General features: G+C 60.0%; 20 protein-coding genes. 13 read left to right on the top strand and 7 right to left on the bottom strand.

Features of this window, described 5'->3' with window-relative positions:
* Positions 1–14: 14 nt before the first annotated feature.
* The 3 genes from pqqE to R3D51_04300 all read right to left on the bottom strand — a co-directional run bounded on the left by pqqE (position 15) and on the right by R3D51_04300 (position 2,670).
* Positions 15–1,184: a pyrroloquinoline quinone biosynthesis protein PqqE gene (gene pqqE / locus R3D51_04310; GenBank protein ID MEZ5898699.1), complete on the bottom strand. Its 1,170-nt coding sequence runs from the start codon at positions 1,182–1,184 to the stop codon at positions 15–17.
* 3 nt (positions 1,185–1,187) lie between these two features.
* On the bottom strand, positions 1,188–1,958 hold the full coding sequence (pqqC, locus tag R3D51_04305) for a pyrroloquinoline-quinone synthase PqqC (protein ID MEZ5898698.1): 771 nt from the start codon (positions 1,956–1,958) through the stop codon (positions 1,188–1,190).
* A 286-nt stretch (positions 1,959–2,244) separates the two neighbouring features.
* Positions 2,245–2,670 (bottom strand): organic hydroperoxide resistance protein, encoded by a 426-nt coding sequence (locus tag R3D51_04300; GenBank protein MEZ5898697.1) that lies wholly within the window; start codon positions 2,668–2,670, stop codon positions 2,245–2,247.
* Between the two features lie 154 nt (positions 2,671–2,824).
* Between R3D51_04300 and R3D51_04295 the strand changes: the two genes are divergently transcribed.
* The 3 genes from R3D51_04295 (at position 2,825) to R3D51_04285 (ending at position 5,753) form a co-directional block, all read left to right on the top strand.
* Positions 2,825–3,265, top strand: a complete 441-nt coding sequence (locus tag R3D51_04295; GenBank protein ID MEZ5898696.1) for a MarR family transcriptional regulator — start codon at positions 2,825–2,827, stop codon at positions 3,263–3,265.
* Between the two features lie 81 nt (positions 3,266–3,346).
* Complete coding sequence (locus R3D51_04290) at positions 3,347–3,808, top strand: DUF421 domain-containing protein (protein MEZ5898695.1); 462 nt, start codon at positions 3,347–3,349, stop codon at positions 3,806–3,808.
* 97 nt (positions 3,809–3,905) lie between these two features.
* Positions 3,906–5,753, top strand: a complete 1,848-nt coding sequence (locus R3D51_04285; protein ID MEZ5898694.1) for an OPT family oligopeptide transporter — start codon at positions 3,906–3,908, stop codon at positions 5,751–5,753.
* 41 nt (positions 5,754–5,794) lie between these two features.
* Here the strand turns inward: R3D51_04285 and R3D51_04280 are convergent, their stop codons facing one another.
* From R3D51_04280 to fsa, 3 genes are all read right to left on the bottom strand, one after another.
* The gene (locus tag R3D51_04280) at positions 5,795–6,634 is read right to left on the bottom strand and encodes an FTR1 family protein (protein MEZ5898693.1); all 840 of its coding nucleotides are present in this window, start codon (positions 6,632–6,634) and stop codon (positions 5,795–5,797) included.
* A gap of 15 nt (positions 6,635–6,649) precedes the next feature.
* On the bottom strand, positions 6,650–6,994 hold the full coding sequence (locus R3D51_04275) for a cupredoxin domain-containing protein (GenBank protein ID MEZ5898692.1): 345 nt from the start codon (positions 6,992–6,994) through the stop codon (positions 6,650–6,652).
* 465 nt (positions 6,995–7,459) lie between these two features.
* Positions 7,460–8,116: a fructose-6-phosphate aldolase gene (fsa, locus tag R3D51_04270; GenBank protein ID MEZ5898691.1), complete on the bottom strand. Its 657-nt coding sequence runs from the start codon at positions 8,114–8,116 to the stop codon at positions 7,460–7,462.
* A gap of 187 nt (positions 8,117–8,303) precedes the next feature.
* Here fsa and R3D51_04265 point away from each other — a divergent pair, with 187 nt between their 5' ends.
* The 6 genes from R3D51_04265 to R3D51_04240 all read left to right on the top strand — a co-directional run bounded on the left by R3D51_04265 (position 8,304) and on the right by R3D51_04240 (position 15,907).
* Entirely contained in the window at positions 8,304–10,529 is a 2,226-nt protein-coding gene (locus tag R3D51_04265) for a primosomal protein N' (protein MEZ5898690.1), read from the top strand.
* A 265-nt stretch (positions 10,530–10,794) separates the two neighbouring features.
* Positions 10,795–11,961 (top strand): serine hydrolase domain-containing protein, encoded by a 1,167-nt coding sequence (locus R3D51_04260; protein MEZ5898689.1) that lies wholly within the window; start codon positions 10,795–10,797, stop codon positions 11,959–11,961.
* Between the two features lie 137 nt (positions 11,962–12,098).
* Positions 12,099–13,265 (top strand): acyltransferase, encoded by a 1,167-nt coding sequence (locus R3D51_04255; GenBank protein MEZ5898688.1) that lies wholly within the window; start codon positions 12,099–12,101, stop codon positions 13,263–13,265.
* 105 nt (positions 13,266–13,370) lie between these two features.
* Complete coding sequence (locus R3D51_04250; GenBank protein MEZ5898687.1) at positions 13,371–13,970, top strand: NAD(P)H-dependent oxidoreductase; 600 nt, start codon at positions 13,371–13,373, stop codon at positions 13,968–13,970.
* A gap of 57 nt (positions 13,971–14,027) precedes the next feature.
* Entirely contained in the window at positions 14,028–14,729 is a 702-nt protein-coding gene (gene pyrF, locus R3D51_04245; GenBank protein ID MEZ5898686.1) for an orotidine-5'-phosphate decarboxylase, read from the top strand.
* Positions 14,730–14,884: 155 nt separating this feature from the next.
* Positions 14,885–15,907, top strand: coding sequence for a murein L,D-transpeptidase family protein (locus tag R3D51_04240; protein ID MEZ5898685.1), 1,023 nt, complete (start codon positions 14,885–14,887; stop codon positions 15,905–15,907).
* 31 nt (positions 15,908–15,938) lie between these two features.
* On the opposite strand, the gene R3D51_04235 is transcribed toward R3D51_04240, so the two are convergent.
* Positions 15,939–16,238, bottom strand: coding sequence for a hypothetical protein (locus R3D51_04235; GenBank protein MEZ5898684.1), 300 nt, complete (start codon positions 16,236–16,238; stop codon positions 15,939–15,941).
* A gap of 138 nt (positions 16,239–16,376) precedes the next feature.
* On the opposite strand from R3D51_04235, the gene R3D51_04230 reads away from it, so the two are divergent.
* From R3D51_04230 to R3D51_04215, 4 genes are all read left to right on the top strand, one after another.
* Positions 16,377–16,664 carry a DUF1330 domain-containing protein gene (locus tag R3D51_04230; GenBank protein MEZ5898683.1) on the top strand — a complete coding sequence of 96 codons (288 nt, stop codon included), beginning with the start codon at positions 16,377–16,379 and terminating at the stop codon, positions 16,662–16,664.
* A gap of 207 nt (positions 16,665–16,871) precedes the next feature.
* The gene (gene trmD, locus R3D51_04225; GenBank protein MEZ5898682.1) at positions 16,872–17,573 is read left to right on the top strand and encodes a tRNA (guanosine(37)-N1)-methyltransferase TrmD; all 702 of its coding nucleotides are present in this window, start codon (positions 16,872–16,874) and stop codon (positions 17,571–17,573) included.
* 265 nt (positions 17,574–17,838) lie between these two features.
* Positions 17,839–18,291: a (2Fe-2S)-binding protein gene (locus R3D51_04220; protein ID MEZ5898681.1), complete on the top strand. Its 453-nt coding sequence runs from the start codon at positions 17,839–17,841 to the stop codon at positions 18,289–18,291.
* Positions 18,292–18,302: 11 nt separating this feature from the next.
* Positions 18,303–20,609, top strand: coding sequence for a molybdopterin cofactor-binding domain-containing protein (locus R3D51_04215; GenBank protein ID MEZ5898680.1), 2,307 nt, complete (start codon positions 18,303–18,305; stop codon positions 20,607–20,609).
* Positions 20,610–20,644 lie beyond the last annotated feature (35 nt).

The following is a 20,644-nucleotide window of genomic DNA, read 5'->3' as shown; positions in this document are numbered from 1 at the left end:
TCGCGTCGGGGGCCTTACTCTGCTGCGGCTGCTGCTCCCATCCGGCGATAGACAAAATCCGGAGATGGCGCGTTCGCTTCCCGTTCGGCAACGGCCTTGAAGGCAGCGTGATAAACTGACTTTTCGCAAGTCGGATCAGTATTGGCAGCGTCCCCGGTCATTGCCAGGGCCTGACAACGGCAGCCACCCCAATCGATCTCACGGCGATCGCAGGAGCGGCAGGGCTCCTTCATCCAGTCGGTACCGCGATATGCGTTGAAGGCGGTTCCATTGAGCCAGATGTCGCTCAAGCGGCGATCCTTGATGTTGTCGTGCTTCAGCCAAGCGATCGTTTCGGCCGCATGGCACGGCAGCACCTTGCCCGATGGGGTGATGGTGACGAGGCTCTTGCCCCATCCGCCCATGCAAGGCTTCGGACGCACGGCGTAGTGATCGTGCACGACGAAGTCGAACACGAGGATGCCCTTTAAACGCTCACGAGCTTCGTCGACGTATTTGACTGTCTTCAGGAACTGCTCGCGCGTCGGGATCAGCGCCGCGCGGTTCTTGAGGGCCCAGGCGTAATACTGGGTATGTGCGACTTCCAACCGTCCCGCGCCGATCTCGACGGCATAGTCGATGATGGCTGGAAGGCTTTCGATGTTGTGTCGATGGACGACGGCATTGAGCGTCAGAGGCAGGCCGATCTCACGGACCCAAGTCGCAACTTCGTGCTTCTTGGCGGAGCCGCCCTTGTAGGCGGAAATCTTGTCCGCGTTGACGGGATCGACGTCCTGGATGGAAAGTTGAACGTGATCGAGTCCGAGCTTGGCCAACCCCTCCAGCCGTTCGCGCGTCAGTGTCACGCCGGACGTGATGAGGTTTGTATAAAGTCCGGCATCGACAGCGGTCTCAAGGATCTTCTCCAGATCCTGGCGCACGCAGGGCTCGCCACCGGACAGGTGAAGCTGCAGCACGCCGATCTCACCGGCCTGACGCATGACGTCTTGCCATTGCGCGGTCGTGAGTTCGTCTTTGACGCGTGTGAGTTCGATTGGATTTGAGCAGTATGGACATTGCAGCGGGCAGCGATGGGTCAACTCGGCAAGCAGACCGATAGGCGCCCGGGCGCACGTTGGCGCCTCGGCTGAAGGATCCGCGTCCGCTGTCGTTGTGACGACGCTGCCCGTTGCAATTTCTTCCATGATTTATGCTGCCTTCTCGTCCGGGTTGTAAGCGCCCGGCGGGATCATGCCGACCACGTAGGCGAGATACAGCGCATCAAGCTGGGCCCAAAGCATATCGGTCTTGAACTTTACCGCGGCCACGCACGCTTCCTGCATCTCGCGGGTACGTGCATGTTCCTTGATGAACTCCAACGTAAAGTTGGAATCGCGCGGCGCTTGCGTGAGGCGGCGCTTGAAATAAGCCATCACATTGTCGTTCACGAAGTCATAGTTGGCGAGCATCCCGGAAATGCGCTCGCGGTGAATGGAAGGTGCGAATAGCTCCGTCAACGAGGAGGCCGCTGCGACGACCAGCGGCTGTTCGACAACAAAGCGCACGTAGGCTTCGCAGGCGTAACGGGTGGCCGGTAGCGCTCCTTCCATGCTCTGCACATAGTCGCGGTCGAGGCCGAGCGCGTCGGTCAGTACAAGCCAGCGCTCAAGGCCGCCCAGCTCTTCAGGGGGCAGACCGTCGTGGTCATGGATGCGATGGATCCATTCACGGCGCAGCTCGCGATCGTGCGTGCGGCTCATGAAGGCGGCGTCCTTACGCGGAACGGCCTCCTGGTAGCAATACCGGTTGAGCGCCCAGGCCGCGACCTGGCCTTTGTTCAGCTTTCCGCCATGAAGCATTTTATGGAAGGGATGAAGGTCGTGATAGCGCACAGGACCAATGGCTCGGATCTGGGCTTCGAATTCTTCTTTCGACCAAGGTGCGTCTGTCGTGACGATTGTGCGAACGTGCTCGTTCATGGGTGCTTTTCCTCCAACCACATCTTATGCGGCCGTCCTTAATGGATGGCGGTCGCTTGATGGCGGCGAGTATGGGCAGGAAGGAGGAAGGTTGATTGATTGACATCAACCGGTTGCGTCACGATTTGAGCGGCGGTGCTCACGATTGCGCGATAGCCGGCGCGAAATCTTGGCTTAACTGAAACATAATCACAGTTCTTGATTGGAGCGTGATGGCCGCCTGCTCACCGCAGACGGCCATTCGAATGCTGGTGTGTTCGGATCGACCGGCAACGACCCGGTAATCTCAGACCACGCTGAGCTTCACGTCGATATTGTTGCGGGTGGCATTCGAGTACGGGCAAACTTCGTGCGCCTTGGCAACCAGCGCTTCCGCCTTTGCGCGATCCACCCCCGGCAGCGATACGGCAAGCGCGATTTCCAGACCGAAACCGCCTTCCGACCGCGGGCCAATGCCGACGGTGGAGGTGACGCTCGTATCGGCCGGGACCTGCACACCAACCTGCGGAGCGACGAACTTCAACGCTCCGATGAAGCAGGCTGCGTAGCCCACGGCAAATAGCTGCTCGGGATTTACGCCGGACCCACCGGCTCCGCCCAGTTCCTTCGGGGTCGAAAGGTTCACATCGACGACCCCGTCCAGGGTCGCGGCGTGGCCGTCGCGGCCTCCGGCAGCACGGGCTGAGGTCTGGTACAGAACATTGACGGACATGGGGGAACTCCTTGTGATTGTCGAGAATAAATACTTAGCGATTAAGTCGTGCGCGATTTAATTAGGCCAACCCCGCACGGGTGTCAATAGCTTGCGATAAGATCGCGCGCGATTTATATTGCGGCGACTTGGATTGCGATAAGGAGGCTGCGCCATGATCCCACCCAAGCTGGAGGATCAGCTTTGCTTTGCGATCTATTCCGCCGAGCACGCTTTTAGCCGTGCGTACAAGCCGATGCTCGATGATCTGGGCATCACTTACCCGCAATATTTGGTGCTGACGGTTCTGTGGGCGCAGGACGATCTCACGGTCAACGGCATCGGCCAGAAGCTGCTGCTTGAATCAAGCACCCTGACCCCGCTCCTCAAGCGATTGGAGGCTCAGGGCTTGATTTCCCGTTCGCGTCACAAGGCGGACGAGCGGCAGGTGCGCGTGCAGTTGACGGCCGCCGGCAAGAAACTTGCTCAAGCCGCGCGCGACATTCCGAAGTGTATGCTGAAGGCGACCGGACTGACTGCCGAGGCTCTTGTCCGACTTAAGCGCGAGATCGAAGCCGTAAGGGACAACCTGATTGCATCGCGCGAGCAGATGTGAGGCGCTCCTCGTCGGCGGTCGGTGGTAGTAGTCTCCGCAGGCTCAAGGTCTAGGGTAGGGCACAGTCAGTCGGAGGGACCCATGTTGGACATGTCAATTCCGTGGTGGGAATTCATCGCGCGCGCTGCGATCGTCTATGTCTTCCTCCTATTTCTATTGCGCATCAGCGGGAAGCGTCAGGTCGGTCAGCTGGCGCCGTTCGATCTCGTCTTGCTGCTGGTGTTGAGCAATGCGGTCCAGAATTCGATGACAGGGGGCGACAACTCGGTCGTTGGCGGTCTGCTCTGCGCCGTGACCCTCGTGAGCGCGAACTGGCTCATCGGGTACGCGACCTACAAGAGCAAACGCATTGAGGAGTTCATCGAAGGCAGGCCGCAGGTGCTCATCCACGACGGCCACCTCTATCGCGACGTGATGGAGAAGGAGAAACTGACCCAGCACGAACTCGATGCGGCGCTTCGGTCCGCTGGGTGTGCGAACATCATGGATGTGCGGTTCGCCGTCATTGAGAACAACGGGCAAATCAGCGTTGGCCGCAAGTAATCTGTGCTCGCTCTCAATCGAGGTAACCCAAACTGCCGAGGGGATCTGACGGCGCAGAGGTTTGCGTCCTGGTCTGCATTTGTTATGCAGGAGCTAGTTGAACTTCCGGTCGACGAGGTGCGCCGTCAAAGGCTTTACGCAATTTGCCCGCCAAGGGCCCTATGCCCATGAGCTCACCGTTCGTGCTGTCGTGACGGGTATGCTGACGGGTGCGCTGCTCACGCCATGCAACGTTTATAGCGGCTTGAAGATCGGCTGGACCTTCAACATGTCGGTTGCCGCAGGGCTGATCGGATTTGCGGTATGGACCGCTGCTGCCAATCTATTTGGATCGCGCGAATGGGCGCTCCATGAAAACAACATCAATCAGACAGCCGCGTCGGCGGCAGCTTCCATTATTTCCGCCGGACTTGCTGCGCCGATCCCAGCTCTCGCGCTGCTGACCGGAGAGACGCTCGCTTTTCACGTGCTGGCGATCTGGCTTGCTGTCGTGAGCCTGTTGGGCGTGGTCGTCGCTGCCGGCTTGCGCAACCAGCTTCTTGTGCGGGAACGGCTGCCGTTCCCGTCGGGTGTCGTCACCGCCGAAACGATGACAGAAATTCACAAAGGTGGTGCGGAGGCTCATGCACGGTTGCGGGTTCTGGGCTTGATGGCGGCGATAAGCGCCAGTCTGAAGTCGTTCGTCACCGCCTTTGGCGTTGGGCCTCTTGCGCCGCCGTTGAGTTGGAGCGTGATGCTGGCGGGCGGCAAGCCTTTGAAGATCTCAGCGTTGAATCTCGGCTTCGCGCTTGATCCCTCGTTGATGATGGTCGGCTTCGGCGCGATCTCAGGCTTGCGCATCGCGCTATCGATGCTGATCGGCGCGGTGTTGAGCTGGGCCGTGTTGGCGCCCTTGGTGCTGGAGAATGGATGGGCGAAAGCGGGAGATGCATCTGCTGTCTGGTTCGGCCCCTTGGTGGAGTGGTTGTTGTGGCCCGGCGCGACCTTGATGGTGACCGCTTCGCTTACTGCGTTCTTGTTCTCGGTTTTTCGTCTCGTCCATCCAACCCAAACAGAGCCGAGTGTCGCCACAAACAAGGCCGGTGACTTTGTGGGACAATCGCATGATCGGGATCGGGTCGCGCGCAAGGCCGAATTACGCTGGCTTTGGTGTGCGTTCGTCGTGGTCATGGTGTTGGCCGTGATTGCGCAGCACGCGATATTTTCAATCGGTCTGTTCGAAGCGGTTATCGCTGTCCTATTGAGTTATGTGCTTGCCGTTGTTGCCGCGCGCGTGTCTGGCGAAACAGCGATCACGCCCATCGGTGCTCTCGGCAAGATTACCCAGCTGACGTTTGGTGCGATCTCGCCTGGGAACATTCCAACCAATCTGATGACGGCGAACGTCACGGGTGGGGCGGCGGGCCAATGCGCCGACCTTATGCATGACCTGCGGACCGGGCAGATGATCGGCGCGACACCCGCGTTCCAGATCGTCGCTCAGGTTTTCGGAATACTGGCAGGGGCTCTGGTCGGGTCCATGACGTATCTGATCCTGATCCCGTCCCCTGTCACGCAGCTTATAACGCCTGAATGGCCCGCACCTGCCGTTGCGACTTGGAAAGCCGTTGCAGAGGTTCTCGCTAAAGGCTGGGCTGCGATGCCGCCTGGTGCCGTGCCGGCCATAGCCATTGCCGGAGCGTTCGGGATCGGCTTTGCGGTGCTCGAAGCGCGCCTGCGTAAGCACTACGCCGCGTTCGTACCGAGCGCATCGGCGATGGGGCTGGGTTTTGTCATTCCGGCTTGGAATGCTCTCTCGATGTGCGCAGGGGCGCTGTTCGCGGCAGCCTTGGCTAAAGCTTATCCTGAATTTGCGCGGAAGCGGACTGTCGTTATTGCGGCGGGCTTGATCGTTGGAGAAAGCCTGACCGGGGTGGCGGCAGCCTTGTGGAGCATTCTCGGCTGAATGCGAAAGCACATACGGTTGAACAATCCGCGTAGCGCTTACTATGCCGCAGATCTTGCGGGAACTTGCCGCTGAGGCTCAACCCGGTTCGTGTGATGCGCAAGGCGGCCGACGACCGCAAGAAGCGTCACATAGACGAGAACTTGAATTCCGGCAGGCCGTGCCTGATAGCCGATAAGCGTGTGCAGAAGCTTGCCGGCGATACTCTTGTCGTCGAGAAGCCACGACGTATCCCACAGCGGATCGGCCAACGGCGGCACAACGCCAGCCTGGACCAGGAATCCGACGGCGGCCGCAGCCATTCCCGCCATGAGCAGTAGGATCATCCAGTTGGTTACGGTAAAGAAGTGACGCGGCGGAATGTGCAGCAATCCCTTATAGAGCAACATTCCAGCGCCGGCGCCGCCGAGCAGACCAAGAGCGACGCCACCGAGCAGACCGGCGAGGCTGGTTTCGCCTGACTGAACCAGACCAGCCAGAAACAGTACGGTTTCGGATCCCTCCCGCAGCACGGCCAATCCAACGACGATCGCGATTGCGAGAAGCGACTTGCGGCCGTCGGCGACCGAGGCGCTGACTTCCTTGACGTGGCGGGCGAGGTCTTTGCCGTGCTTGCTCATCCAGATCGCATGCCAAGCCAGCATGGCGGCCGCGAGTAGCAGGATCGAGGCGTTGAGAAGCTCCTGGCCCATGCCTTCGGCAGCTTCCGTGATCGCGCGTGCGGCAAGTGCAACCAGGCAAGACCCTACGATGCCGGCTGCGATGCCAGCGCCGATCCATAGCGAGCGGCCCTGCACCATCCGGCATGCCGCCATGACGATACCGATAACGAGAGCAGCCTCGAAGGCCTCGCGAAAGACGATGATCGCGGTTGCAAGCATGAAATGACCCTTGCCTTACTTCACCACGACTTTGCCGGTGGTTTCTTGATGGAAATCGTCGAAGAAAGCGTAGCTGCCGGGCGCCAGCGGGCCGACCGAGACGGAGACCTGGGCGCCAGGAGGAATGACCTTTTCGCGATTGAGTTCGCCGCTTTCGAATTCGGCCGCTTCCTTCTGCGCATTCTCGATCACGAGGCGGGTCTTGACGCCAGCCTTGAGCGCAAGCGTGTCAGGCTCGAAGCGGTGATCCCTGATCGTTATCGTATAGGTCTCTTCTTCGGCGTTGGCTGGTGTCAGCGCACCACAGACGAAAGCAGCGCCGAGCGCGAGGGTGCTGCAAAGAACTGTCTTGTGGGTCATGGGAAGCTCCAGATCAGATGCGAATGGACATGACGTCTGCTCGACAAACCAACGATCGTTGGCTGTGGCGGGCCTCAAGCATGGAAGGAGGGACAAGAAATTCGCCTGATCGGGCGAGAGCTGCGAGCGCGCAGATACGGAGCGCTGGGAAGTTCAGCGGGCATGTCGTACTCCAATCCTCGAGGTTCAAGGCCTCGAAATCGGTGGCTAGGACCGCAATCCGGTCGATTCCAGTTATAGCCAGCCACGAACGCCATTCAATCGCGATGTTTTATAACGTCTCTAAAGACGACTGCCGCGCCGTTTGAGGATGATGCTGGTCCCTGGTTCCTAGTGCGCCACGGCACGCAGAGAAGTGCTCCGCAAGCTCGCGTGCGAGATGCAGTCCGTCCGCTGCGTCACACCGGCGCAAGGGGCGGGCAACGGCGCGCAACGCAAGGGACGCTGCAGCCCTTGGCTCCGGGCCTAGACGATCTTCTGCCCGGTCTTCTTCCAATCGTTGAGGAAGATCTCGATGCCTTTATCGGTCAGCGGGTGTTTGACCAGCTGCTTTAGAATTCCAGGTGGAATGGTCGCCACATCGGCGCCGATAAGCGCTGCATCCTTCACGTGGTTCACGGTGCGGATCGAGGCCGCCAGGATGTCAGTGGACAGATCCGGGTAGTTGTCGAAGATGACGCGGATGTCCTTGATTAACTCCATGCCATCCAACCCGATGTCATCGAGCCGTCCGATGAACGGAGACACGAACGTCGCTCCGGCCTTGGCAGCGAGCAGAGCCTGCGTGGCGGAAAAGCACAAGGTTACGTTGACCATCGTGCCTTCGCTGGTGAGCGCCTTGCAAGCCTTCAAGCCATCCATCGTCAGCGGCACCTTGATCGTTACGTTCTTGGCAATCTTGGCGAGCGCCTTCCCCTCCTTGAGCATCCCCTCATAATCGGTCGCAGCAACTTCCGCCGACACGGGTCCGGGAACGATGGCGCAGATCTCCTTGATGATCTCTTTGAAGTCGCCACCCGCCTTGGCGACCAGCGAGGGGTTCGTCGTCACGCCGTCAAGCAGACCGGTCGCGGCCAGTTCCTTGATCTCGGCTACGTCTGCGGTGTCGACGAAGAACTTCATTCCCTTGGATCCTTCAGGCAGCGGTGTTTGATATGGCCCGGGCGCAGTGACACCTGTCCATCGTGGAGAGCGGGTTTAGCCTAGATATGCGTTTTGTGCACCCCCCACCGTTGCCTTCGCCTCGCCTCATGGACGGGGCTAGGTTAAACCCTCTCAATCGAAGTAACGGCCGCCTCCGGAAAAGCCATTGGATAGCCTTCTCGACAGTCTCGATCCCACGCCCGACACTGGCACCCGGCCCCTGGTGCCGGTGCTATTGCCGGTAGCGCTGAACCAAACCTACGACTACCTCGCGCCTGACGGCCTGGAGCTTGCTCCGGGCATGTTCGTGTTGGTTCCGTTTGGCTCACAGACCCGCATTGGCATCGTGTGGGACGCTGCGGTGGGTGACCAGAAACCCGCCCCGCCCTCTAAACTCAAGACTATCACAAGCGGCCTCGACGTTCCGCCGCTCCCAGTCATTTCGTTGCGGTTTGCAGAATGGATCGCCAAGTACACCCTCGCCCCTCTGGGCATGGTTGTGCGCATGATGATGAGCGCACAATCGGCGTTCGAGCCGGATAAAATTCGCTACGGAGTGCGTCTGGTCGACAACGCGCCGCCGCCCGCGCGCCTAAGCGAGGCGCGGGCCAGGGCTCTCGAAATTGCAGGCGATGGCCTGATCCGCGCCAAGTCGGAGCTGGCTCAACTCGCGTTTTGTTCGACCGGCGTGATCGACGGTTTGGTCAAATCCGGCAATCTGGTCGACATTGCAATTCCCGAGCGCGGCTTCGTACGGCCAAATCCCGCGCATCAGGTCACACAGTTCAGCGACGATCAAATGGTCGCTGTCGAAGCCTTGCGTGCGGCCGTCGATGGCCAATGCTTCTCGACAACCCTGCTCGACGGCGTGACCGGTTCAGGCAAGACCGAGGTCTATTTCGAAGCCGTTGCGCGCTGCGTTGAGGCCGGTCAACAGGCGCTCATCATGCTGCCGGAAATCGCGTTGACGAGCCAGTTCCTGGATCGCTTCGAACGTCGCTTCGGCGCCCGTCCCGTAGAATGGCATTCAGCCCTGTCGCCCGTTGAGCGTGGACGGATCTGGAAGGGTGTGGCGCGAGGCGATGTCCGCGTCGTGGTCGGCGCCCGCTCCGCTCTGTTTCTGCCGTTTCCCGAACTCGGTCTTATCGTCGTCGACGAAGAGCACGACCAGGGCTTCAAGCAGGACGACCGCGTCCACTATCAGGCCCGAGATATGTGCGTGGTGCGTGGAAACCTGGGTCAGTTTCCGGTCGTGCTAGCGTCGGCAACACCCTCCATCGAAAGCCACGTCAACGCGATGACCGGCCGGTATCGGCATGTGGTGCTGTCTGGGCGGTACTCGGGCAGCGAGCTTCCCAGCGTCGAAGCTGTCGATCTCAAACGCGAGCAGCCCGATAAGGGCCGCTGGCTCGCCCCGCGCGTTGTCGACGCGGTGACGCAGACACTCGCGAAGGGGCAGCAATCCTTGCTGTTTCTCAACCGGCGTGGGTATGCGCCGCTCACATTGTGCCGCAGCTGTGGACATCGCTTCGAATGCCCGCAATGCTCCGCGTGGCTTGTCGAACACCGCTTCAAAAAGCGGCTTAACTGCCATCACTGCGGCTTTTCTCTGCCGCTTCCAGAGAAGTGTCCCAAATGCGGGACGCCGGATAGCATGGTGGCCTGCGGCCCGGGCGTCGAGCGTGTCGCCGAAGAGGTCGCCGAGCGATTTCCGGATGCGCGCATCGCGTTGCTGTCGTCGGATCTCGTTCCCAGCTTGGTGGAGATGCGCGCAATTATCCATCGGATAGAGGCGCACGAGATCGACATCATCATCGGTACGCAAATCGTGGCGAAGGGTCATCACTTCCCCGACTTGGCGTTCGTAGGCATCGTTGACGGCGACTTAGGGCTTGCGCACGGTGCCGACCCGCGAGCCGGCGAGCGCACGTTTCAATTGCTGCATCAGGTGACCGGACGCGCGGGTCGTGCCGCTGCGGAGGGGTATGGACTTGTGCAAACCTACATGCCGGAACATCCGATCATGGCGGCCATCGTGGCGGGCGATCGGCAGGCCTTCTTGAACTATGAAATCAAGACCAGGCAGGCCGGTATGCTTCCGCCCTACGGACGGCTCGCTGCCATCATCGTTTCAGCTCGCGAGAAGGAACTGGCTGAGCGCACAGCGCGCGCCGTTGTGCAAGCCGCACCGCAGTCGGAAAAAATCACGGTGCTTGGACCGGCGGAAGCGCCGATTGCGGTCGTGCGCGGTAGGCATCGCTGGCGGCTGCTCGTCAAGGCGCCGCGCGATCTCGACCTGCAGTCCTACCTTCGCGCATGGTCGCAGGCGCTTCCCGCGTTCAAGGGCGACGTGCGCGTGTCGCTTGACGTCGATCCCTACAATTTCCTCTGATCGTCGGCAGCGAAGTAGAAAGCGGCTTTGTGCTCAGCCGAACCGGGCGTGTGCCTTCATGCGGTCGAAGGCGAATAGTATGCATACGGTCGATCCGGTCTGATGACGGAATGGTCAATCTCCATCGTGACTGCCTAGCGGTGCCCGGCGTCAGCCGTATCGCCTATTCGACCGACCTCCGGTGAATAGGACCTGCCCCGCCAGCATGGTACATTCTGCACAAAGTCGAACAAAAAATAGAATTCAAGTCTGGGGAGATCGGGAAATGACCGATCTGGATCGTGTTCTGAGCCGCGCAATTGCTGCAGGTGCGTCCGCGGGTGTTGTTGCAGCAGCGGGGTCTGCTAAGGGCATCTTTTATCTCGGCGCCGCCGGAAAGCGCCGCATTGATGAAGATGCTCCAATGACGACGGACTCAATCTTCCGCATCTTTTCCATGACCAAAGCCATAGCCGGTGTCGCGGCGGCCAAGCTGGTTGAGCGGGGACAACTGGACCTGGATGCGCCGGTTTCGGAATACCTGCCTGAGTTTGCCGACCTGCAGGTGCTGGTGGGATTTGACGGTAACACGCCGATCCTGCGCGCGCCAAAGAGGCAGGCGACCGTGCGTCAGCTCGCGACCCACACCTCCGGATTGGTTTACGAGTTCTGGAACGCCAACATCAAAAAATATCTGGAGGTGATGGATCGCCCGGGCTTCCTTTCCGGCACCAAATTGGGGATCAGCTATCCGTTGGTTTTCGATCCCGGCGAGCGGTGGGACTATGGCGTCGGCATGGATTGGCTCGGCCTTGTGATCGAGAAGGCCAGCGGAAAGCGCCTGGATGCCTTTTGCCGTGATGAGATTTTCGTGCCCCTCGGAATGAGCGATACGGGATTTGAATGTCCACCCGAAAAGCGTTCGCGGCTGGTGGGCGTCCACGCCCGTCAGGAGGACGGTTCGCTTGTGCCGATCACTCTTGATCCACCTTCCAATCCGGAGATCTACGGCGCGGGTTTCGGTCTTTATTCGACCGCCCGGGACTACATGACGTTCCTGCTCATGCTGCTGAACGAGGGCAGTTACAAGGGTGCGCAGATCCTAAAGCCCGCGACCGTGAATTACATTCTGCAAAATCACATCGATGAGTTAGAGGTCGTCAATCTTGTCACCGTCAACCCGGCGGTGACTCACGATGCAGAGTTCTTTCCCGGCATGAGCAAGAAGCACAGCCTCGTCACCATGATTAACATGGAGCCTACGCGCGGGATGCGCTCGGCGGGCAGTCACTGCTGGGCGGGTGCACTCAACACTTTCTTCTGGTTCGATCAGCTAAACGCCATCGCCGGCGTAGTGTTGATGCAGCAAATTCCGTTCTGCGATCCGCTGTGTACGGACGTCCTTGTCGATTTCGAGAAGGCTGTCTACGCTTATATGCCAGCCTCGGTCTGAAGGCTGGGTAAGAGCGGCGGGTGAAGCATCCGGTAACATTACCGGATGCGTTTGATTGCCCGCGTCGTTTGCGCAGATCCAATACGTCGGCGGACGTATTGAGATGCGTCGTTCGTTGTGCCGGGGAGCGGATCGACTTGCGCTACAAGGTTCTCGACAGTTGGCGCGGTATCGCGGCGATTATGGTCGCCGTGTTCCATTTTCCCGCGGCTGGGCATATTCACCAGGCCGCCGTTGTCCGCCATGCCTTTTTGTTTGTCGATTTCTTCTTCGTGCTGTCGGGGTTCGTTATTTCGCATTCCGTGCGCGAGGATCTTGGGTCTGCACGGGCGACCGGCGCATTCTTGATGCGGCGCCTGGGGCGGCTTTATCCGCTCTATGCAGCAGTTCTCTTGGCCTTCGTCGGGCTTGAGGTGGCCAAAGCTCTAGCCTCTTCAATGTTCGGTCTGAGCGCGCAGACCGCGCCTTTTCAGGCCGGAAGCCCTAGCGATCCAGGGTACCTCACTCTGCATATCCTGCTGTTGCAGGCCTTTCATCTCACGGATGGGTTGTCGTGGAACTGGCCCGATTGGAGCATCGCGGCCGAGCTGTGGACGTATGGATTGTTTGCGCTGGTGTGCTGGCTCGCCCGGCGGCAGCGCGGTTACGTTCTCGCCCTCCTGGCTGCAACGGCGTTCGTCGTTATTGTAGAGCGCTCCCAAACGGGGATCGATCTCACGTACGACTTGGGCTTTGTGCGATGTGTTTATGGATTTTCGATCGGCGCCCTATGCTACGACATCTGGCTGCGCGCAGGTGAACGGTTGCAACGTCTGCCTGCGACGGTATCGGAATTCGCGGTCCTCGTTATAGCGATCGGTTTCGTTGTCTGGGCCGGGCGGAGCGGGGCTTCCATCGTCTCACCTTTTGTCTTCGCGCCCGCCGTGCTCGTATTTGCCGCTCAGGGCGGACAGATTTCGCGCGCGCTTGCTGCTCCCGCGCTTCAACGTCTCGGGCAGCTCTCTTATGGGATTTACATCCTGCACGCCTTCTTCGTGCTGGTATTTTCAACTGGCGTGACCCTGTTGGCGCGCTCTCATGCGCCGAGCTACTGGCGTATGGAAACGTTCGAAGGGTTCGATCAGAAGATCTTTTTGCTGCCCAACACTCTCGCTCTCGACGGCTTGACGTTAGGCTATCTCGCAATCGTGATCATTGCCGCGATGCTCACGCTAAAATATATCGAGGCGCCCGCGCGCAGGTTCGCCAACGGTTGGGCGGCCAACATGTTTGGATCGCCGGGCCGGGCGTCCTCTGCTCCTTGAGCCAGGGCCAGGCAATTGCGCTCTCGTGGCTTGACATTGGGCGATTGCGCACCCATTCCAACGACCTAATCCCGCCATTGGCAAAAGCTTCTTGAAGGTCGATCCATGACATCTACGCCCCGGTCAGAACCGCGTTTACTTTTTATTGCCGGAAGCTCGCGTGAAAAGTCCTGGAACAAGAAGCTTGCTCAGCTTGGCGAGAAGATCGCGGATGCGAATGGAATTGCAGGAACATTTGCGGATCTCGGCGACTATCCCATGCCGATTTATAACGGCGACGATGAGTTGCGGGACGGGCCGCCAGAGAACGCCCGCAAGTTGAAGGCGTTGATGAACGTCCATTCGGGAATCTTCATCGCCAGCCCGGAATACAACGCCTCCTTTTCGCCTTTGCTGAAAAACGCAATCGATTGGGTCAGCCACACGCGCGACGAAGGCGAGGCGCCTCTTCAAGTCTATAAGACGCGAGTATTCGCGCTGGGTAGCGCGTCTCCGGGCGGCATGGGCGGTTTGCGCGGGCTGTCACAGTTGCGGCTGGTCCTGGAGATAGGTCTTGGGGCGCTGGTGCTGCCCGATCAGTTCGCAGTGCCGCGCGCCATCGATGCGTTCGATGAAAACGGGCATTTGAAGAACAAGGACTCGCAAGCAACCTTCAAGGCGCTGATCCAGAAACTCGCGCGTGCGGCGCACGTGCTGCACGGATAATTGCAGCGGGTTTGAAATCCGCAAAAAACGCACAGACCGACGGACACAGGCAAGACCATGACCGATGCAAATCGCGACAAGCTTATCGTTGCACTCGATCTGCCATCGGCGGAGGCGGCGCGCGCGCTCGTCGATCGGCTGGGCTCTGAAGTGTCGTTCTATAAAGTCGGCCTGGAGCTGCTGTTCAGCGGTGGGCTGGCTTTGGCAAAAGATCTCAAGAGCTCGGGCAAGCGCGTCTTCCTGGATATGAAGCTGCTGGACATCGGCAACACCGTTGAGCGCGCGGTGGCGACGGCGGCACAGCTCGGCGTCGATTTTCTCACCGTTCACGGACATGATCGCAAAACGCTGGATGCGGCTGTGAAGGGGCGCGGGACTGCGCCGCTGAAGCTGTTGGCAGTGACGGTGCTGACGAGTCTCGATGCGGGCGATCTTGCCGAACAGGGAACATCGATGCAGCCGGCGGAACTGGTGCTCAAGCGCGCGCGCCTTGCCCACGCGGCTGGTTTCGACGGCGTGATTTCATCCGGTCACGAAGCGGCTGCCGTGCGCGCTGCGACAGGGCCGGGGTTTCTGATCGTCACACCGGGCATTCGGCTTCCTGGGGGCGCTGCGGGAGACCAGACGCGGATTACCACGCCGGAGAAGGCGCTGGCCGATGGCGCCAACCATCTTGTAGTGGGCAGACCGATCAACGCAGCACCCGATCCAGTACAGGCCGCGCGTAGCTTTTTGGAGCATATCGCGAAGGCGGTTTGAGGCGGTGTGCAACCCGTCCGGAGCCACGGTATCGCCACGAATGCGCCCCGGGGGTGCCACTGTGGGCAGCCAAGATCTTAACCGCACGTTTACTATGTCTGAAGCATAGGGAACTTCGGACTTTTTTCGGTAGCCGCTGACGGGGTTCTTGGTACATGCGTCCGCTCGATCGCGCTCCCAGAAGGGGTAGCGCCATCGCCATTCTTTTGGCTTTGGCGAGTTTGTCGGTGTCTGTTGAGGGGCGCGCCGAGGAGGCGGCCTCCACGAAGCCGCTTGATCCCAACACCGTAACCTATCTCCAGGAAAAGCACATCGCGCCCGGCGCGCCGATCTACATCCGGATCTTCAAGGAAGAATCCGAGTTGGAGGTCTGGAAGGAACGCCCAGGTGGCCGCTACGTTCTCATCAAGACTTACCCGATTTGCAATTGGTCGGGCGCGTTAGGGCCGAAGACATCAATCGGCGACCACATGGCGCCTGAAGGCTTCTATGGCGTCGGGGCCCATAGCCTCAAGCCCGACAGCAAGTATCACCTGGCGCTGAACATCGGTTATCCCAACGCGCTCGACAAAGCGTTGGGCCGCACCGGCGATTTCATCATGGTGCACGGCGACTGTAAGAGCGTCGGCTGCTTTGCCATGACGGATGGGCTCATCGAAGAGATTTACGCCTTCGTTCGCGAAGCACTGGAAGGCGGACAGGCGCGCGTGCCCGTTCATACGTTCCCCTTCCGCATGACATCTGCCAATCTCGCGCGCCATACGGATAGTCCTGCGTACAAGACTTGGGCGCCGTTGCAGGAGGCCTATGACGATTTCGACAAGTCACGCCTCGTGCCGCGTGTGGCGATGTGCGACAAGCGCTACGTCGTCAATCCGATCTTTCCTGTTGAAGGAGCAACGCCAGACTCGGCCGCTGCCGCCTGCCCGGCGGCGCCCGGCAAACTGATTGCTCCGGTTTCACCCAGACTGGCCAAGAAACTCGGCAGCAAGCCTTTGATCGCCATCGGCGTCAAATTGCGCACCCGAGAAAACATCGCGCGCTGGAGCATCAACGGCAGTCAACAGACATGGTCGTGGTGGTGGCCCACGGCGTCAGCGAGCGCAGCGCCCGAGGAAAAGTCTAAAAGCGCCAGCTCGCAGGCCACATTCGCAGGCGTGCGCCCTCTGAGCGAATGATATCTTGAAGACAGCCCCGCGAGGGCACCGCTCACGCCCGGATCTTGATGTCTTCGATCCAGTCGGAGGCGTTGACGTTACTCATATTCAGAGGACGCATGTTGCGCGCGACGTTCCTTCCGCCTAGATGAGCGGGGAGGATCAAGCCAACGCACCAACCCTGCTGTGAGGAGCCGTTGTTCAACTCGGACCGGCGAATCCACCAGCCATAGTCATCTTTGCGCAGAACTGCGGGATCAGTTCCCGGGACGATGTGGCCCTTTACCCAAACTTCGTCTTCCGAAGCTTGTCGTAGGGTTTCGCGGATGTCGATGGTCGTCGGGGCATTCATTGGCAGTCTCTCAGGCTTAGTGACGTTTCGGGGGTGCAGCCGTATGAACGAGTAGAAAACTCACTCAACGCACGCCCTTGCGGCCTTGGCCTCAGTCTGAAATTCGATTCGTTAACGTGAACCTAAAGGGAAGCAAATATGTCCAAAGGCTACGTAATCGTCCGCGCCACGGTGACGGACCCTGCTAAATGGGGCGAGTACGTCGCAAAGTCCAAAGCTGCGTTGGAGAAGTACCAAGGCACGCCCATCGTGCGCGGGGGGCGGTGCGAGACGGTCGAGGGAACCGGTTCGCAACGAAATGCGGTCCTTGAATTTCCGACCTACGAGCACGCCCTGGGCTACGCGAAGAGCGAGGAGTATGCGGCTGCCAAGGTGCTGCGGCAGGGCGCTGGGCACCTCGATATGACCGTTGTGGAGGGTGTCTAAAGCTAGTCCGGCCTGTCGGGAGCGGCGGTCGGTTCGAAGCTCGGGCTAACCAGCGTTAACCATTCAAACGGTTAACGCGCTTTAACGCCGCCGGCATCGCTTCGCTGGTTAAACTTGGACGTAGATGCAAGCCCTTTTTGCCGCTGCGTTTCGCGGTTCTGGATCCGATTGAACTCTATGGCGCACTTTCCCACCAATGATGGCCGAATGCCTTGGCGGGCGAGCGTGCTCACGCTCTTTCCGGAAATGTTTCCAGGCCCATTGGGCTTGTCGTTGGTGGGACAGGCGCTCGCGGCGGGGTTGTGGGCGCTCAACACGCATCAGATCCGCGACTTCGGTCTTGGCCGCCACGCGCAGGTTGACGATACGCCGGCCGGAGGTGGTGCGGGAATGGTATTGCGTGCCGATGTTCTGGGTCCGGCCATCGATCACGCGCGCGCTGATAATCCCAACTCTCCCGTCATCTATCTTTCGCCCCGTGGAAGGACACTGGACCAGGACTTCGTACGCGAGCTGTCGGCGGGGCCGGGGGTCGTTCTGCTCTCAGGACGGTTTGAAGGCATCGATGAGCGCATCATCGCAGCCCGCGCAATGCAAGAAGTCTCGATTGGCGATTACGTGCTGTCAGGCGGCGACTTGGCGGCGATGGTTCTTATAGATGCCTGCGTGCGTCTGATTCCCGGCGTGTTGGGTAAGAGCGAGAGTGCGGCTCATGAGAGCTTCGAAGACGGCCTTTTGGAGCACCCGCACTATACAAAGCCCCGCGAATGGGAAGGCCACGCCATTCCCGACGTCCTCCTCTCCGGCGACCATAAGAAGATTGCCGAATGGCGCCGTCAGCAGGCCCTTGAACTAACCGAAAAGCGCCGCCCCGACCTTATTGCGAAGCGCCGCGGGAAGATTGAGTAGGCAACCGGTGCTCGACCTCCCCCAAACGGATGGGGGGGGCTTGCTGCATAGCACTCATGCGCGCCAGCCATACCCGAGCGACGCGCGAAAATACCCCCAAACATGAGCAAAACCAGCCATACGGCAAGCGAAATGGTTGGAAGACTAGCTTGCAAAATCGTCGGTGGTTGGCTTTTCTGACCACCAGCGAAGCAGGCTTTTCGCGTGCGCTTCGGCCTGAACAAATCGAAGTTCGGACAAACCGAATTTCCCTTCGGAGGAAATCATGATCAAACTGAATATCAACGGCAAGGAGCAGAGCTTCGACGGCGATCCCGAGATGCCGCTGCTCTGGTATCTGCGCGATGTGCAGAACTTGACCGGTACAAAGTACGGATGCGGTATTGCATTGTGCGGCGCTTGCACTGTCCACGTGGACGGTGAAGCCGTCCGTTCCTGCCAGATGACGCTCGCCGATGCGTCCGGCAAGAAGGTCACGACGATCGAAGGACTTTCGCCTGACGGCAACCATCCGGTTCAGGCTGCATGGCGCGAGCTGAACGTCGCCCAGTGCGGCTATTGCCAGTGCGGTCAGATCATGCAGGCTGCCGCGCTGTTGAATGAGAAGCCCAAACCCACCGATGAAGACATAGAAGCTCTGATGAGCGGCAATGTCTGTCGCTGCGGCACGTACCCGCGCATTCGTGCGGCTATCAAGCTCGCATCTGAGAAAGCGTGAGGAGGGGTTCCATGATCATTGATCGCAAAGCAACGACGGACGTTCTGAACGTCTCCCGCCGCGCCGTGTCGCTAGGATTTGGCGCCGGCGTTCTTGTTCTCGCAACCGGTCTTCCCGTGTTTGCCGAAGAGGCCAAGCCAGAAGAGCCCAAGTGGGGTGGCGATGGCATGCCTCACGGTCTGCGCGACGATCCCACGCTGTTCGTCTCGATCGGAGAGGATGGGGTCGTTTCCATCCTATGCATCCGTTCGGAAATGGGCCAAGGCGTTCGCACCAGCGTGCCGATGGTCATTGCCGACGAAATGGATGCTGACTGGGCCCGCGTGAAGGTCGTCCAGGCAGATGGCGACGAGGTCAAGTACGGCAACCAGGATACCGACGGTTCGCGCTCTCTGCGTCACCACTTCATGCCGCTGCGTCGCATCGGTGCCGCTGCACGTCAGATGCTCGAAGCGGCCGCTGCCGCGAAGTGGGGCGTTCCCGTCGCAGAGGTTGAGGTCGTCAATCACGAGGTCGTCCACAAAGGAAGCGACAAGAAGGCTGGCTTTGGCGAGTTGGCCAAGGAAGCGGCGGCGCAGCCGGTACCGGCGCACGACGCCTTGAAGCTGAAGGATCCTTCCAAGTTCCGGTACATTGGCAAGGGCAAGACCAACCTCGTCGACAACATGGGCATCACCACGGGCTCAGCCGTCTACGGCACCGACGTTCGACGCGAAGGCATGTCCTATGCCGTCATCGCACGGCCGCCTGTCTACGGCGGCAAGGTGGCTTCGCTGGACGACAGCGCAGCTCTCAAAGTGCCAGGCGTGCTGAAGGTGATTTCGCTCGATCCGCCCAAGTTCCCTACTGAGTTCCAGAACCTCGGCGGCGTGGCTGTGATTGCGACCAGCACCTGGGCGGCGATGAAGGGCCGCGAGGCGCTTAAGATCACGTGGGATGACGGCCCCAACGCGGTCTACACCACCACGAGCTACCGTGCAGCGATGGAAGAAGCGGGTCGCAAGCCTGGCAAGGTTGAGCTTTCGATCGGCGACGTCGATGCGGCGATGAAAACCGCCAAGTCCAAGGTTGAGGCGGAATACTACATTCCGCATCATTCGCACGTCTCGATGGAGCCGCCCGTCGCGGTGGCCGAGATCAAAGACGGCAAGTGCGAGATCTGGACCGCGGTACAGAGCCCGCAGGCTGCGAAGGATCGCGTTTCCAAGCGTCTCGGCATGAAGATCGACGATGTCACGGTGCATGTCACGTTGCTCGGTGGCGGATTCGGACGCAAGTCCAAACCTGACTTCTGCATCGAGGCGGCGCTGTGCTCGAAGGCAATGGACGGCAAGCCCGTTCTGTTGCAGTGGACGCGCGAAGACGATTTGGTCAACGGCTACCTCAACACCACCTCGGTGGAGCATATCGAGGCTGGTCTCGACGAGAACGGAAAGCCGGTGGCGTGGTTGCACCGCTCCACTGCGCCGTCGATTTTCGCACTGTTCATGCCCGATCCGAAGCATCAGGCGGCGCTTGAGCTTGGACTGGGTCTGGTCGATACGCCATTCGACATTCCCAACTTGCGTATTGAAACCGGCGAAGCCGCGGCCCACACGCGCATTGGCTGGTTCCGTTCGGTGACGAACGTGCCGCATGCGTTCGCGCTGCAGTCGTTTGTGGCCGAACTGGCCGCTGCTGCCGGTCGCGATCACAAGGACTACCTGCTTGAAGTGATCGGACCGGATCGCAAGCTGATCCCAAAGACCACCGAGCCTTGGTGGAACTACGGTGAAAACCCGGAAGTCTACGCCATCGATACGGCGCGGCTGAAGAAGGTCATCGACGTCGTGACCAAGGAAGCAGGCTGGGGCCGCAAGATGCCGGCTGGCAGCGGACTTGGCTTGGCGGCGCACCGCTCGTTCGTGTCGTACACGGCCGCGGTCGTCGAGGTTGTGATCGGCGATGGCGGTCGCATCAAGATCCCCCGTGTCGATCTGGCTATCGATTGCGGCGCGCATATCAATCCAGAGCGGATCCGCTCGCAGTTGGAAGGCGCGATTATCCAGGGCATCTCGGTGGCGATGTACTCGAACATCACGTTCAAGAATGGCGTTGTTCAGCAGACCAACTTCGATAGCTACGAGCTTGCGCGCATGGACATCGCCCCGCGTGAGGTGAAGATCCACCTCGTCGAGTCGACAGGCTATGACGCACCGCTGGGTGGCGTGGGTGAACCCGGCGTGCCGCCGATCTCACCGGCCATCGCGAATGCGATCTTTGCCGCGACGGGCAAGCGGTTGCGTTCGTTGCCGATCGGAAGCCAGCTCGCGAGCTGATCGTCGGCTGCTAACCGTTAAAGACAAAGAAGCCG

The sequence above is a fragment of the Hyphomicrobiaceae bacterium genome (genome assembly GCA_041397645.1).
In the GTDB taxonomy this organism is placed as follows: Bacteria; Pseudomonadota; Alphaproteobacteria; order Rhizobiales; family Hyphomicrobiaceae; genus Hyphomicrobium_B.
The sequence above is the reverse complement of the archived record's forward strand: the minus strand, read 5'-3'. Positions and strand labels throughout refer to the sequence as shown.